The following is a 13,314-nucleotide window of genomic DNA, read 5'->3' on the forward strand; positions in this document are numbered from 1 at the left end:
ACCCACCGGCCCGCTGTGGCCGACCAGCATTCGACTGCGGTGCAGGTGACAGGTAGCGTGCCGAAACGGTAGACGTCCTGGCAGGCCCAAACACCAGGCGTCCCGGTGAACGAGACGCACACGCGGCCGTCGACCAGCCAGAGTTGTTGCCACTCCGCGACGATCTCCCCGTGGGAGTTGCGGTGTCCTTGTGCCCGGACGTGCACCTCGCGCTGTTCCTGGCCCTCATGGATGATCGCCTCGGATGAGTCGGTGGGGGGATCTCGCGCAGGCTATAGGTGGCGATGATGCGGTCGTATGGCGCCCCAGACGGGTAACCGGGGGCGCCGTCCCCGCACACCGTCTCGGGCTGGTAGCCGGCGTGATGGAGCGCGGCACGGACCCGGCCGGCCACGGCGGCGTCGATCTCGATCGTGGTGACGTTCGCGTCGCCGAGACGGCCGAGCGGCTGCAGCAGCGGGGAGGACAGCGGTCGGGCCGGCTGAGCGCCGGAGCTCCCGCCGACGCGGCATGCGGGTTTGGGCGGGCGGTCACTGCCCGGGCGCCCAGCAGGGCGTCGCCGTGTCGCCTCCGAGCGGCGCCCAGCAGGGCGGCGACGCCCGTCGGCCCAACACCGCGTGCGGACACCCCAGTCCGGCAGCGACGCTGGCCCTGACCCGCCCCGAACGGAACGGCGGCGGGACCGGCTCGGTGAAGGAGGCTGTCATGGCCCGACCCATGTGGACCGGTGCGCTCACCTTCGGCCTGGTCACTTCTCTGAACCAGTAATCAAGGTCCGTTGAAGCAGTAGGCAAACCTGTGGCACATGCGTACCGTCTCGGGCCAGGATGCGGCTATGCGTGATATCAGGAGTGATCCCGAGTTGCAGGATCTGGTTCGGCGGTTCGTCACGCCTGATCGGCGATACCTTCGGTTGGGCGGGAGCGTTTTCCGGTTGAGCCCGGTCGAGCGCTCCGAGTTTGTGCGGGCTCTGGCTCAGGCTGCGTACGAAATCACTCCGGCGGAGCTCGGCGTCCTCTTCGAGGGTGGATGGCGGGAGCGCAAGACTGCCGCCTGGATGGTCGCTGTGGCCCACAGGTCCGAGTTCCGCGAGCTCATAGGCCGGCTCCTACTGGCCAGCGAGGGGCCGTACGCAGGCGCGTCATACTGCGTCGCCCTTGCGAAGTTCGGTACTGCAGCGGATGCCGAACTCCTCAGTGCATACCTCGATCACTACTTGTCGCGTCCCGACCTCGACTACGACCAGGCAGTCGTCCTTGGGACGCTCCTGTACCTCGATGAGATGCTCGGATCCGAGTACGCAGCACGGTTCCTCGCCCCAGGCGGCCCTTGGGGCCGATGGCTCGAAGTCCGGGCCGTGGCGGCCCTCGACCCGCAAAACTGCCAGCAGGCCGTGCAGCAACTTTGCGCTTTCGTCGACGAGACCGCTGAGGTCTTCGCCTCGCTGGATTCCGGTAGCTGATGACGACCGAGCGAGACATCATCCTCAACGAACTCGCCCAAGGCCTGCGCTCAATGTCACAGGGCATCGAGTGGTTCGACACTCACGGCCCGAAGGGGCAGGCCGAGATACTCCTGTTCCTGCGCCATCACTGCGTCCAGGCCCGCGCCGTCACCGAAGACGGACCTGAGAGCATCCGCCGTGCCGGGCTGCCCGACGCACACGCCTGCGGTTCTGATCACCCGCGGCCCGATCGACCAGCAACTGGGAAAAATCGCCGGCCTCACCCCTGCCGATGAGCGCCGCAAGGCGTTCCGGCTGCTGGTCGCGGTACTCGCGGTCGCGGACGAACGGCGCCGCAAACGCTTCTGCTCCGGCGGATGCGGTCACTGGTGGCACAACCTGCCCATCGCTGACGGGTGACGAAGAGTCCCAGCGCTGCTGTTCTCCGCCAGCTGCACTTCATCTGCAGCAAGACGGGCTAACGGCAGTGCTCATGTGCGCGTGCCGTCGGCGTCGATCACCGCACTCAGGGCCCGCAAGGCGTCATCGTATTGGTGACGGTCGAAATGAAACGGACCGAATGCCGCGTAGTCGCGGGTCTTGCGGTGCGGTTGCTCAAAGGTGTCCCAGCCTACGAGGTCCGCGGTCGTGGTAATGCGGGCCATGAGCGGCCAGCACCCCCACTCGCCGCATTCACAGCCGAGAACGGGTGTCTTCGCCCCCATCGCGCCACTGGACAGTCCGAGGAAGTGGTCCTTCATCGAGCCGAACCGGAAGAACCCCGGGATCAGACCACCGTAGGCATCACTTGCAGGCTGCATCCCAGCCGCGATCTCGAACGCGTCGATCAGCTCGGTGAGTGGCGCCCTGTCGATGACCCGCTGCGGCCGGGGAACCTGCGGCCGCGACTACGCGACCCCATGCCAGCATGAAAACGCCTGTGTCAGATGTCCTCTACTGCTCGTCGACCCGGCCCAGATGCCACGCCTCCAGGAGATCCACGCCAACCTCATCGACCGCTTCCAGGAGGCGAAGGACCAAGGCTGGCTCGGCGAGGTCGCCGCCATCGAGACCACCCTGGCCGCCGCCGCGCAAAAGCTGGAGGCCATGCGCGACCGGGCATCGCAACCGTCCACCGTCCACCTTGGCATGCCCGACTTCCGCCGCGATGCCGGACGAAGCAGTACCGAGTCCGAGGACTGAACGCCAGCGCGTTCCCGATCTTCGACCAGCGAAATACCGAACCTCTCATGGAGAGCCGGGCCTGGCAGGATGCCCGGATAGAGATCCTGGAGGAAATCGAAGGCTTGGGCTCGGGCGATGCCACCGCAATCAGTTACGTCGGCATCACGCTACTCGGCGACACTCCATGCCGACAGGAAGCACGGCGAGCTCGTTCGAAGGGCCCCGACCTGAGCTCCTGCAGGAACGGCAGATGACGAGGGTGAGATGGAAGCGACAGGCGCACGGGAGGAGTTCAAGTACTCCCTGACCGGCGACGACGACGAGGACACCCCTTGGGGTTTCGCTCACGATTGCACAGGCTTGTTCACGCCGCTCAAGGATGACCACCGGTTGGTCGACTTGCGCGGATGTGCACCGGAGGGTGGGCTGCTGGCCGCTGTCGACCGTGTCGGTGGACGTGACGCCTGCGCCGGGAACGCCTACTTGACCCTGCTCGATGCCGCTGGCGCCACGATGGGGTCTTACTTCGTCGGCGGCGTCACCGTGACCGCCGTCAAGCCGTCAGCTCTCGGTAAGGGCCTCTTCGATGTCACGGTCCGGCTCTGGTGCCAAAATGCGCTTCCTGGCTCCGCTGGGGTATGGGAACTGATTCGCACTGGACAGTTGAACCGAAATGGACTGTGGAGATCCATGGGCCCGGCGGGCCGCCTTGCATGGTTGTCCGTGGCCATGTCGTCCCGGGGATACCGGCACCGGACCAACAATGGCGACCGGGCACCGGGGCACGTGTTCAGGATGGACGGCCGTCAGGTCATCGACGTCGACAGCTTCTATTGTGCGCTGGGCGAAGCGGTCGACGGGCCCGGCGGGTACTTCGGATGGAACCTCGACGCCTTGGACGACTGCCTCGGCGGAGGCTGGGGTGCCTCTCCTCCGTTCACGTTGGAGTGGCAGCACTCGGAGGTAGCCAGGACACGGCTCGTGAGACAGCGTGCGCTGCACCAGGGCACTGCTACCTCGTTCGAGGTTCTCCTTGAGATCTTCGCCGACCACGGAGTCGAGGTCGTCCTGCAGTGAGGCGGCGACCGCCCGTGGCGCTCCGCACGCTGGCGGGCGGCCGGCCAGCAGTTGGCGGTGCGACACGCCCGGATACTCCCGGGCGCCAAGATTTCCAACCACTACTTTGAGCAACTCGACTGCGATCCGCCCCGCCAGACTGCCAGCTGGGCTAGTTCGGATAAGCCTGCGTCCGCTGCCCGATGCTCCGCCTCGACCTCGCCCAGGTTCCCCGGCTGCTGGAGATCGAAGCCAACACCCACCAACGGCTCGAAGAAGCCCACCGAATGCAGTGGCTGGGCGAGGTCGCCGCCCTGAAGGAGAGCTTGCGGCACATCAACGACAAGAAGAAGCAGGCTGACCGCCTTCGGGAGCAGGCCGAACAGGGAGAGAGCGGACCCGGCTCCCTCAGCTGAACAATCACATTGACCAGCGTGGGCGGGACAGAGATCGTAAGCCCATGACGGACAGCACCTGGCTCAACCGCGATCACCAGCTCGTCCCCGGCAAGGAGGTCTTTCGCAGCGAGCGCAGGTTCCACCTCTTGGCCTACACGGCGAGCCACGGCCAGCTCCTGCTGCGGAGCCTCGGCCGACCCGACGAACCCGGCGAGCCCGAGACAACGATTGACCTGCTGTTCAAGCCCGCCGCCGTGGTGAAGATCCGTGACGACTACCGCGGCTTGGCGATCAGATGCGCGACCGCGGCCGAGAGCGAGCAGGTCAAGACCGACCACGCCAGCATGTCCTTCAGCCGGGACGATCGAGTCTTCGTTCTGGAGAGCCAGGGTGAGTCCAACTACGTGGTCGCCATGGCCGTCGGTTGGAGGGAAGGGATGCTCGGCCGCACGCAACAGAGCTTCTTCAACGACTTCTACCCCGACAGGCCGATCTGGCCCAGCCAGCCTCTCTCCGGGGTCGACGCCGGCCTCAACATCGCCTCGTCCCAGGAGCTCATCGACGCGCTGCTGGCTGAAGACAACACCGCGGTCCGCCGCGAGCGTCACCGCCGCGTCTACGTCGTTATGACGCGGGTGATCCGCTCCGACGGGCCTGACGTCACCGGAGCGGGCGTCTTTCTGACCAGAGCCGAGGCCGAGGACGCCCTGGCCGCGATCACCACGAAGTCAGTCGACTGCTGGATTGAAGAGCTCCCGATCGCGATCTGACCAGGATCCGCTCATGCGCTGTCGGCGTACGAGTTGAAGTGCGGAGGCAAGTACGAGTGAACGGGCTCTGTCGCTGATCTTGTGACGCTCAGGGTCCTTCTGTTTGCTCAGGTGTCTCGGGTCGCCACTCCTCGCGGTAGTCGGGGTGTTCGGCGTACGACTGTGCGAGCACGCGGAGGGCATACCTGAGCCCGGCGAAGCGGGTATCGGAGGGATCCATGGCCTCGTAGTCGCGCGCCAGCATGTCGACCAGGTCAAGCATCGGCAAGTGACTGTCGAGGAGGGCGTCACCTCCGAAGCAGTGGGCCACGTAGGCATAGGCATGGTTGTCCGCCTCATTACGGGCGTGAAGGAACTTCAGAAGGTCGTCCACGAGATGACTTTCCTCCACTCTTGGGGATGCCGGCGAGGCTCCTACCTGTCTCAAGACCGAAGGAGGATACGGATGCGGAGGAGGTCTAGCTTGGCCCGGCCATAGCCGACGCGTTTGAGGAGCTTGACCCTGGTCACCTGGCCTTCGACCTGGCCGGAGCTCCAAGTGCTCGACAGACCCGCGACGACGGCCTCCCGGTCGTGGAGAAGGCCGTCTGCGAACTGCCGCATGGCCGGTAAGTCGTTCTTTCTGACCTGCTCGATCCATTCGTCGAGGTTATCGCCGCGGTGTTCGTGCATGAGCGAGCCGAAGGCTCGGACGTGGTCGACGGCGGCGTCGAGTTCGGGGCAGGCCGCCTGGATCTCCTTGAGGCCGACTGCTTCCTCGGGGCGAAGGTGCTCGGGGCGGGTCATCCGCCGAAGCTCGATGCCGATCGGGCACTGCTCAACGCCGACCACGCCAAGGACGTCGTGAGGGCGCACCTCCAGTTCGTCCGCGACACCCGCCGGAGAGGGGACGAGTACGGTCCGTTGGACTGGGTGCCCGAGGTCTACCACCGGCTTTCCGATGTGAAGCGGGATCCTCTGCGGCCGGACGCGCTCATGCGCTACACCGCGACGACTCCCGAGGGCCGGGTCCATCTGCGGGCGTTCGTCGAGCTGGACCGCTGCACGGAGGTCAGCGAGCAGCTCACCTCGAAGCTGACGACCTACGCGCGGTTCTTCGAGCTCACCCCGATCCCGCTGCGGCTGCGCGGCACCACCGCGGCTCAGGGCGCGCCACCGGCGTGGCAGGACTTTTACCCTATGTTCCCCCGGCTGCTGTTCATCCTAACCAACGGCTCGGAGACGACGATGCGCAACCGGATCGAGGACCTGCAGCTCGCTGCAGGCGACAACGCCCGGGTGGTCAACCTGCTGCGGCACGTCCCGGCAGGGGCCGCAACGCTTCAGGACATCGAGGAGCAGGGCCCGTCCGCTCCCGTGTGGAGCCCGCTTGCCAACCCCGAGCGCCCGCCGTGCGGCTGGGCCGACCTGTAGTGCCCGCCCTGCCACCGCTGCTCCTGCAGAGGAGCCGACAGCATGGTGGACCTGACGGTCGTTCAGGCACCTCCCGACGGCAAGGAGATTCGACAGCGTGGCCAGTGCACTCCAGCTCAACACCGACCTGACCATCGAGACCATCGAGCTGCCCGACGACCCCGCGTTGTGGAGGCGGGCGGTGACGACACGGCTGAGCGGCAGCCCCGACCGGGCCGTGTATCACCGGCGGGCATTGATGTGGCTGCACGGCAACGGCGCGAACGAACGCATGCCGGCGAACCTGGTGGCAACCGCTCTCGCCAGCGCCTGGCGCGGACTCGACATCGGCGCCTCGTACTTCCTCTACGGCCGCGTTCTGATCACCGGGCGGAGAACGGGGACGTCGCCCCGCTGGACGAGGATCTCGTCCGCGAGGCGCACGAAGTCGCCGGCGTGATCGCCGAGCGCCGCGCGGCCTGGCGGTCCTCGCCCCTGGCGTCCAACGAGTCCGCGTGGGCCGAGATCATCAAGCACACCTTCGACATCGTCTCCGTCGGCCGTCGCCCGGCCTAGGTTCCACACACACTCAGGCCCGTGCGCTCCCCAATTGGGGAGCGCACGGGCTTGTTGTTTTCGGCGGGATGTATGGGGGTCTGGCCCAGGTTCTGTGACTGGTAACACTGGGTGACAGATCCGGGGTGTTGGCGAGGTCTGGAGATCGTCCGGAACTGGTCGGCGGAGTCAGCTGGACGGCTGACAGTCGGCGGCTGTGTCGCAATCGTGGTCGTGGCTCGGTGAGTTGCTGTTCCCGTCGCTGCCCCAGGTGGAGGTCGTCGGTGTCGAAGCGTCCGGTGCGGTGGTGCGGATCGCTGCCCGCGTGGCTGCTCCGGGCGCGTCCTGCCCTGACTGCGCAACGTGGTCGGAGCGGGTCCACGGCTCCTACCTGCGCTATCCGTCGGACCTGCCCGGTTGCGGCCGGCCCGTGACCGTTGCCTTGCGGGTACGCCGATTCGCTTGCCCGTCCTTCGTGTGCCAGCGGCGGACGTTCGTCGAACAGGTCGACGGGCTGACACGTCGCCACGGACAGGTCACCGAGCGACAGCGTTCATCGGTCGCCGGCCTCGGCCTGGCGCTGGCCGGGCGGGCCGGTGCGCGGATGGCCGCACGGCTGGGCATCCGGACGAGCCGGAGCACGCTGCTGCGACGGGTGATGGAGCTGCCCGATCCGGCCGTCGGGGCTCCGATGGCGGTCGGGGTCGACGACTTCGCTCTGCGCAAGTGCCAGACCTACGGAACGGCGATCACGAACGCGGTCACCCACGAGGTCCTGGACCTGCTGCCCGAGCGCGACGCGGCCACGCTCGCCCCGTGGCTCGCCAGGCATCCCCAGATCGAGGTGATCGCCAGGGACCGCGCCAGCGCCTACGCGGAGGCTGCCGACCGCGCGGCACCGCAGGCCCGGCAAGTAGGAGACCGCTACCACCTGTGGGCGAACCTGGTCCGCGCCGTGGAGCGCGTCGTCACCGACCACCGCGTCTGCCTGCGCGTTCCCGAGTCCGAGCCGGAGCCTGAACCCCAGTGGGAGACTCCGTTGCCCGCCAAGAACGGCAGTACCGACGAGGGTGAAGGGGACCCAGCCGGGCGCGTCGCCGAACGGCGGCGCGCCAACCACGCGCTCGCCCACGAACTCCTGAACAGCGGTATGAGCCAGCGAGCCGTCGCGAAGCACCTGGGCTGGAGCCGCAACACCGTGCGCCGCTAAGCAGAGGCCGAGAAGTGGCAGGACCTGATGAAGGGCCCGCAGGCCCCGCGCACCGTCAAGCTCGACCCCTACAAGCCCTACATGCTGCGGCGCTGGGAGGAGACCGGCGGCAAAGTCAGCGGCATGGCGCTGCTCGGCGAGATCACCGCCCGGGGCTACCGCGGCGGATACACCCAGCTCGCCACGTGGAAGCAGCGCGAACTTCTCCCGGACGGCCCGCCGCCATCGCTCCCGCCCACGGTCCGCGAGGCCACCGACTGGCTCACCCGCCACCCAGACGGCCTCACGGCGGACGATGCCATCCGGCGCAAGGCCCTCCTGGCCCACTGTCCCGAACTGGACACCACCGCCCACCTGGTCACCACATTCGCCGAGATGCTCACCCTCCTCGACGGCGACCGCCTGTCCGAATGGATCACCGAAGCCAAAGCCGCATCCCTGCCCGGGATCAGCACCTTCGCCAACGGCCTGAACAGCGACTACCTCGCCGTCCACGCTGGACTGAACACGCACTGGAACTCCGGTCACGTCGAGGGCGCCGTGAACAGGATCAAAATGATCAAGCGCCAAATGTACGGCCGCGCTGGCTTCAGCCTGCTACGCAAGAGGGTCCTCCTTGCCCCTTGATCACGTGTCGGCGACAGATGACATGATCCGCAAGGAGGTGACGCCATGCGCACGGACGTGATGCACTTCGCTGAACTGGCCGACCTGACGGCCGAGCCGGTCGGGCCACCGCTACCGTGGGAGCGGTCGCGCGACGCATGCGGAGTTGAGTTCCCCGCGGACTACCGCGAGTTCATCGACCAGTTCGGGCCAGGAGAGGTCCGCAGCTACCTGGGTGTGAACGCTCCGTGGCTATGGCCGGGCGCATCGCAGGACGGGGCAATCTTCCGCGTCTTCACGTCGAGGACCATCGATGACCTTGGTCCGGTGTTCCGGGAAATGCGTAACGAGGACCCGGCCCTGTGCCCGTACCCGCTCCTGCCCGAGCCGGGGGGACTGCTCAACTGGGGCGGCACCGTACAAGGCGACCAGTTCTTCTGGCTCACCAGCGACCCGGACCCCATGGAGTGGCCGGTGGTGGTGTGGTTCCGAGGGAAGGACCTGAGGAACGCGTGGCGACGGTACAACATGCGCTTCGTCGCCTTCCTCGTCCATGCCTTGTCGGGCAAAGACCAGGACATGCATGACCTGCTCAACTGGCCCAACGAGCCGATCTGGCAAAGGACTGGCTAAGCAGTCACAGGGGGTAGTCGCCTCACAGAAGTTGGACCAGAACCGAGTTCGGGGGCCACTTCGGCGGGAATGGGAGCCACTGATCGGGTGACCGGGCGGGTCTGGGCGAAGTGTCCGAAAAGACCGGGTCAGCGTCGTCGATAACGTGTGGTCGCGGGCCCGGGTTGCCTCCCTGACAAGTCGTGGCCAGGGCCCGCCCCATACGAAGCGAGAGCACTGCGACAGCATGCCGTGATCGAGCCCGTTGGGTTCCTCGGAGTGCCTGACGCACCGGTCCAGCTGCCTGTCGCGTGGCGTACCCGGCCGTCCCCCCACCTTCAGCACCGCTGTAGCGTTGTCCGCAGACGATCAGGGGGGTTCAGTGACGAGGTCCTTGCATTTCAGCTGGGAACTGAGCGGCTCCGGCTGGGCGAGGTGCAGGATCTGGGACGGCTCGACGAAGCACCGGGACATCGTCAGCTACTGCACAAACGCGCTCGCCGACCTGTTGAAAGGCGTGTCGGGCCTCTACGGCCACCATGGCATCCAGCGGTTCTCGTTCGACCTTGAACCGGCAGAGGCACGGTGGATTCTTCATCGCCGAAACAGTGACGTGCGCATCACCATCCGTCGCTTCCCGGACATGTCGACGAGCTTCGACGCACCGGACGGGAAGGGCACCCTCGTGTGGACGTCCACACGTCCTCGCACCTCCCTGGCGCATGCGGTCCTGATGGCTGCCGAGAAGGTGCGGCGAACCCACGGCGAGGACGGCTACCTCCAGAAGTGGCAGCTGCACGCCTTCCCCACCACCGAACTGGAAACCCTTCGGCACCTGCACCTGGCAGCGGATGACTGCGCTCTCCAGCACTGAACCAACGGCGCCTCACGGCGCAAACAAAAGCTGAGCCAGAACCGCTTCTTATGCGCAGAGCCAGCCATCGGTGGGGGCCAGTCCTTCGTGCTGCCTGGCGGGTTGTCAGCTCTGAGCGCTGAAGAGGGATTCCTGAGTGGCCTGGTAGCGGTAGGACTCGGTGTCGGTCTGGATCAGCGTGCAGCGGAAGGGGGTCTGTCCATCGAACGGTGTAACTCGGGTGAGTTGAGTTAGCGGCGGCCGGCGGAGAGCCCGCCGTCGAAGGCGATCTCGAAGGCGTTGAGTGCGGCCTTCCATCGGGTCATCCAGCGTTTGCGGCCGGTCCCGGTCGGGTCGAGGGACATGATCGCCATGTAGACGCACTTCAGGGCCGCCTGCTCGTTCGGGAAGTGCCCGCGCGAGCGGACGGCCTTGCGGATCCGGGCGTTCACGGACTCGATCGCGTTCGTGGTGCAGATGACCCGCCGGACCTCGACGTCGAAGCTCAGGAACGGTACGAACTCGGCCCAGGCGTTCTCCCAGAGCCGCGCGATCGCCGGATACTTCCTGCCCCGCCTCGGTGAACTCGACGAACCGCTCGAGCGCGGCTTCCTCGGTCGGAGCGGTGTAGACGGGCTTGAGGGCCTTGGAGATCTTGTCCCAGTCCTGCCGGGCCGCGTAGCGGAACGAGGCCCGGATCAGGTGCACGATGCAGGGCTGGGTGACGGCCTGCGGCCAGACCGTGCCGATGGCGTCGGGCGGGCCCTTGAGGCCGTCGCAGACGACCATGCAGACGTCCGCGACGCCGCGGTTCTTGATCTCGGTCAGCACGTGGAGCCAGTATTTGGCGCCCTCGCCGCCGTCGCCGGCCCACAGTCCGGGGATCTCGCGGGTGCCATCGACGGTGACCGCGAGCGCGACGTAGATCGGCCGGTTGGCGACCTGGCCGTCACGGAGCTTCACGTGCACGCAGTCGATGAACACCACCGGATAGACCGGGTCGAGGGGCCGGTTCTGCCACTCGGCCATGCCCTCGATGACCTGGTCGGTGATGGTGGAGATGGTCTGCTTCGACACCTCCGCGCCGTAGACCTCGGCCAGATGCGCCGAGATCTCACCGTGCGTCAGACCGCGGGCCGACAGCGACAGCACCATCTCGTCCACCCCCGACAGCCGCCGCTGGCGCTTGCCGACCAGCTGCGGCTCGAACGAGCCCTCACGGTCTCGGGGGACGTCGATCTCGACCGGCCCGGCCTCGGTCAGCACGGTCTTCGAGCGCACACCGTTGCGAGAGTTGCCGCTGCCGGACCCGGCCGGGTCGTGCTTCTCATAGCCGAGGTGGTCCGTCATCTCGCCCTCGAGAGCGGACTCCAGGAGCTTCTTCGTGAGCTGCTGGAGCAGGCCACCGGCACCGGTGAGCTGCAGCCCGCTGGCGCGGGCCCGAGCGACCAACTGCCCGATCAACTGGTCGTCCAAGGCGTCCGGCTGCAACTCCACCGGCCGCACGGCCTCCACGGCCTCGGCCGAGACGGTCACGTCTGTCATCAGGTGCTACTTCCTTGATCGGGAGTTACACCGTTCTTTTTACAGACCCGCCTCATGGAAGACCTGCGGACCTGCCCGCTTCGACGTGGCCTGGAGTCAGCGCTATGCCGTGACCACCTACTGCCGGGCACTGTTCACCCTGCACACCGGCGAGGTGACCTCCAAGCGCGGTGCACTGGAATGGGCGCGCGAAACCCTTGACCCGCGCTGGCGCCCCCTGCTCACCCAGGTGATCCAGGACCGGGAGCTGGGCTGGGACCCGACCGACCCGCCATGACCGGGCAGCCTCGAAGCGATGTACGCCTTCGGTGCCTACGCGGAGTCTTTCGCCAGCTGAACGGAGCCGGGCCCGGCTGAACCCCTCCCGTCAAGGACGTGGGCCGGCAGGGCCCGGATCGACTTGGTGGCCTCTTGGGCATCGACGCGGGCCAACGGGGTCGGCCTCGGAGCACCGGGTTTCCCGGATCCGATCTCGGAGTGTCATGGATTTCTTGCCATAACTGGTTTGTGATGCAAAGCTGATGGCATGACAGATGCATCTGTGCCCTCGCCGGGCACGCCCCGTGAAGTCCTGACAGGCCTCGGCGACCTGACCCGCAAGGTCCGGGCCGCGCAGCGCGGCACCTGGTTCCCCCTTCTGCTGCTGGGGGTGCTCACGCTGGGCGGGATCCTGGTCGGCCGGTTCACCTTCAAGGTCGAGACCGTGACCTGCCCGGCGCGTGAAGGCGCGGTCGGCAGCGGCTGCACCCTGGTCACGCAGGGTTCGGCGCTCTACTGGCCCCTCGGGCTCGCCCTGGCCTACGCCGCGACTGCGTTCTTCTACATCCGCCGCTCCCGCAACCGCGGTGTCGGGACCCGGGTCCGGCCCTACGTCCTGACGGGGATCGTCCTGGTCGCCCTGGCGAGTGCCACCGCACTCTGGAGCCTGCGCCACGGGATGCCGCAGCTCGGCGAGCGGCTCGACTTCTGGGGCCTGCACCTCGACCCCACTTCCGGAGTGACGAGGTTCCTCGAACGGCTCGCCGGGAACGCCATGGCTGTCGGGCTGCCGCTGCTGGTGCTGGCCTGGGTGGAGCGCAGCCGCGCCTTGCTGCTGCTCGCCGCGGTCTACCTGGCCGTCGAGCTGGTGCCGCTGTCCACCGGTTGGTCGGGAATCCCGTTCACCTCGCCGTGGTCCGCTCTGCCCACCTTCGGCGTCCCCGGCGTGCTTCTCCTGCTCGGCGCCCTCGGCTTCGGCCTGGCCGAGCTGTCCGGCCGGCGCGACCCGTCATGACCGATCAGCCCGAGCAGCACCCCGTCACCGGCCTGGACGACGTGGTCCACCAGCGCGTGCGCCTGGGCATCCTCACGGTTGCCCACCAGGCGCGCCGGGTCGAGTTCGGCTTCCTACGCACGGCGCTCGGCCTCACCGCCGGAAACCTCAGCCAGCACCTGTCCGTGCTGGAGAAGGCCGGGCTGGTGGAGATCGAGAAGGGCTACGAGGGCAAACGCGCCCGCACCTGGCTCTCCCTCACTCCTGCGGGCGACCGCGCCCTGCGCGAGGAGGTCGCCCAGCTCAAGCGCCTCATCCACCAGATCGAGCACGGCAGCTCAGCCCCGGAGTCCTGATCCGCACCCCGGCGAACCACGGTGAGCCCTGAGCGGTTCCCACCGACGTCCGGCGGGCCCGGACAGCACGCCGAACACCG

The 13,314-nt window shown here is 67.3% G+C and carries 18 protein-coding genes and 3 pseudogenes; 15 read left to right on the forward strand and 6 right to left on the reverse strand.

All coding sequences use genetic code 11. The features are described 5' to 3' along the window. Both ABTY15_RS25870 and ABTY15_RS25875 read right to left on the reverse strand, forming a co-directional pair. On the reverse strand, positions 1-206 hold a 206-nt coding region (locus ABTY15_RS25870; protein ID WP_350600025.1), incomplete at its 3' end, for a hypothetical protein. Between the two features lie 59 nt (positions 207-265). Next, positions 266-640: pseudogene (locus ABTY15_RS25875) on the reverse strand (hypothetical protein); the annotation flags it as partial. 165 nt (positions 641-805) lie between these two features. Between ABTY15_RS25875 and ABTY15_RS25880 the strand changes: the two are divergent. Both ABTY15_RS25880 and ABTY15_RS25885 read left to right on the forward strand, forming a co-directional pair. Then, entirely contained in the window at positions 806-1,462 is a 657-nt protein-coding gene (locus tag ABTY15_RS25880) for a DUF6000 family protein (RefSeq protein ID WP_350600029.1), read from the forward strand. A 53-nt stretch (positions 1,463-1,515) separates the two neighbouring features. Continuing rightward, a pseudogene (locus ABTY15_RS25885) lies at positions 1,516-1,864 on the forward strand (DUF5958 family protein). 71 nt (positions 1,865-1,935) lie between these two features. Here the strand turns inward: ABTY15_RS25885 and ABTY15_RS25890 are convergent. Then, entirely contained in the window at positions 1,936-2,265 is a 330-nt protein-coding gene (locus ABTY15_RS25890) for a hypothetical protein (protein ID WP_350600031.1), read from the reverse strand. Positions 2,266-2,422: 157 nt separating this feature from the next. Here ABTY15_RS25890 and ABTY15_RS25895 point away from each other — a divergent pair, with 157 nt between their 5' ends. The 4 genes from ABTY15_RS25895 (at position 2,423) to ABTY15_RS25910 (ending at position 4,853) form a co-directional block, all read left to right on the forward strand. After that, positions 2,423-2,647, forward strand: coding sequence for a hypothetical protein (locus ABTY15_RS25895; RefSeq protein ID WP_350600034.1), 225 nt, complete (start codon positions 2,423-2,425; stop codon positions 2,645-2,647). Between the two features lie 246 nt (positions 2,648-2,893). After that, entirely contained in the window at positions 2,894-3,706 is an 813-nt protein-coding gene (locus ABTY15_RS25900; RefSeq protein ID WP_350600037.1) for a barstar family protein, read from the forward strand. A 182-nt stretch (positions 3,707-3,888) separates the two neighbouring features. After that, positions 3,889-4,101: a hypothetical protein gene (locus tag ABTY15_RS25905; protein ID WP_350600040.1), complete on the forward strand. Its 213-nt coding sequence runs from the start codon at positions 3,889-3,891 to the stop codon at positions 4,099-4,101. 44 nt (positions 4,102-4,145) lie between these two features. Next, positions 4,146-4,853: a hypothetical protein gene (locus ABTY15_RS25910; RefSeq protein WP_350600043.1), complete on the forward strand. Its 708-nt coding sequence runs from the start codon at positions 4,146-4,148 to the stop codon at positions 4,851-4,853. An 88-nt stretch (positions 4,854-4,941) separates the two neighbouring features. Here ABTY15_RS25910 and ABTY15_RS25915 read toward each other — a convergent pair whose 3' ends face one another. Then, positions 4,942-5,226 carry a DUF6221 family protein gene (locus ABTY15_RS25915; protein WP_350600046.1) on the reverse strand — a complete coding sequence of 95 codons (285 nt, stop codon included), beginning with the start codon at positions 5,224-5,226 and terminating at the stop codon, positions 4,942-4,944. 50 nt (positions 5,227-5,276) lie between these two features. After that, positions 5,277-5,639: a transposase gene (locus tag ABTY15_RS25920; protein WP_502893587.1), complete on the reverse strand. Its 363-nt coding sequence runs from the start codon at positions 5,637-5,639 to the stop codon at positions 5,277-5,279. On the opposite strand from ABTY15_RS25920, the gene ABTY15_RS25925 reads away from it, so the two are divergent. The 6 genes from ABTY15_RS25925 to ABTY15_RS25950 all read left to right on the forward strand — a co-directional run bounded on the left by ABTY15_RS25925 (position 5,520) and on the right by ABTY15_RS25950 (position 10,102). Further along, entirely contained in the window at positions 5,520-6,266 is a 747-nt protein-coding gene (locus ABTY15_RS25925) for a replication-relaxation family protein (RefSeq protein ID WP_502893588.1), read from the forward strand. The genes ABTY15_RS25920 and ABTY15_RS25925 overlap by 120 nt on opposite strands. Before the next feature lie 97 nt (positions 6,267-6,363). After that, positions 6,364-6,705 (forward strand): hypothetical protein, encoded by a 342-nt coding sequence (locus ABTY15_RS25930; RefSeq protein ID WP_350600052.1) that lies wholly within the window; start codon positions 6,364-6,366, stop codon positions 6,703-6,705. Between the two features lie 312 nt (positions 6,706-7,017). Beyond that, positions 7,018-8,010 carry an ISL3 family transposase gene (locus ABTY15_RS25935; RefSeq protein WP_350600054.1) on the forward strand — a complete coding sequence of 331 codons (993 nt, stop codon included), beginning with the start codon at positions 7,018-7,020 and terminating at the stop codon, positions 8,008-8,010. A gap of 123 nt (positions 8,011-8,133) precedes the next feature. Then, a complete protein-coding gene (locus ABTY15_RS25940) occupies positions 8,134-8,637 on the forward strand; it encodes an ISL3 family transposase (protein WP_502893589.1) in 504 nt (167 codons plus the stop codon). 45 nt (positions 8,638-8,682) lie between these two features. Continuing rightward, positions 8,683-9,249, forward strand: coding sequence for an SMI1/KNR4 family protein (locus ABTY15_RS25945; RefSeq protein WP_350600059.1), 567 nt, complete (start codon positions 8,683-8,685; stop codon positions 9,247-9,249). Positions 9,250-9,622: 373 nt separating this feature from the next. Continuing rightward, a complete protein-coding gene (locus ABTY15_RS25950) occupies positions 9,623-10,102 on the forward strand; it encodes a hypothetical protein (RefSeq protein WP_350600061.1) in 480 nt (159 codons plus the stop codon). A gap of 230 nt (positions 10,103-10,332) precedes the next feature. Here the strand turns inward: ABTY15_RS25950 and ABTY15_RS25955 are convergent. Next, positions 10,333-11,626, reverse strand: a pseudogene (locus tag ABTY15_RS25955) (IS256 family transposase). On the opposite strand from ABTY15_RS25955, the gene ABTY15_RS25960 reads away from it, so the two are divergent. The 3 genes from ABTY15_RS25960 to ABTY15_RS25970 all read left to right on the forward strand — a co-directional run bounded on the left by ABTY15_RS25960 (position 11,625) and on the right by ABTY15_RS25970 (position 13,234). Further along, positions 11,625-11,903, forward strand: coding sequence for an aminoglycoside adenylyltransferase domain-containing protein (locus ABTY15_RS25960; protein ID WP_350600225.1), 279 nt, complete (start codon positions 11,625-11,627; stop codon positions 11,901-11,903). The pseudogene ABTY15_RS25955 and the gene ABTY15_RS25960 overlap by 2 nt on opposite strands. Positions 11,904-12,152: 249 nt before the next feature. Further along, a complete protein-coding gene (locus ABTY15_RS25965; RefSeq protein WP_350600064.1) occupies positions 12,153-12,899 on the forward strand; it encodes a hypothetical protein in 747 nt (248 codons plus the stop codon). Then, positions 12,896-13,234: a winged helix-turn-helix domain-containing protein gene (locus tag ABTY15_RS25970; protein WP_350600066.1), complete on the forward strand. Its 339-nt coding sequence runs from the start codon at positions 12,896-12,898 to the stop codon at positions 13,232-13,234. The genes ABTY15_RS25965 and ABTY15_RS25970 overlap by 4 nt, the downstream gene beginning before the upstream one ends. The last annotated feature ends 80 nt before the right edge of the window (positions 13,235-13,314 follow it).

Origin of the sequence: Kitasatospora sp. NPDC097643 (genome assembly GCF_040302625.1) — a bacterium.
GTDB lineage: Bacteria > Actinomycetota > Actinomycetes > Streptomycetales > Streptomycetaceae > Kitasatospora.